The 245-nt window shown below is 63.7% G+C and carries 1 pseudogene; it reads left to right on the forward strand.

Features of this window, described 5'->3' with window-relative positions:
* Positions 1-245: pseudogene (locus EOD29_RS34175) on the forward strand (exopolysaccharide biosynthesis protein); the annotation flags it as partial.

The raw sequence follows: 245 nt of genomic DNA on the forward strand, positions 1-245 counted from the left end.
CCGTCTTCGAGCGCGACCGGATCGAGTCTGCCGGCGCCTACCGAACGGCCATTCTCAACCGGCGTGATCTTCTGATGCGCCAGGCGCGGTTGCGCGCCGAGATCGCCGGCGAACAGAGTTTCGAGATCCCTGCAGAACTCGCCGGAACACCCGATGTGGACAAGCTGAAGGCGCAGGAATTGAACCTGATGCGGCTGCGACGCGTCGATATCGAAAGCCAGATCGAAGCGGCGAGCGACCTCGCC

This window comes from Mesorhizobium sp. M1A.T.Ca.IN.004.03.1.1, from assembly GCF_003997555.1.
In the GTDB taxonomy this organism is placed as follows: domain Bacteria; phylum Pseudomonadota; class Alphaproteobacteria; order Rhizobiales; family Rhizobiaceae; genus Mesorhizobium.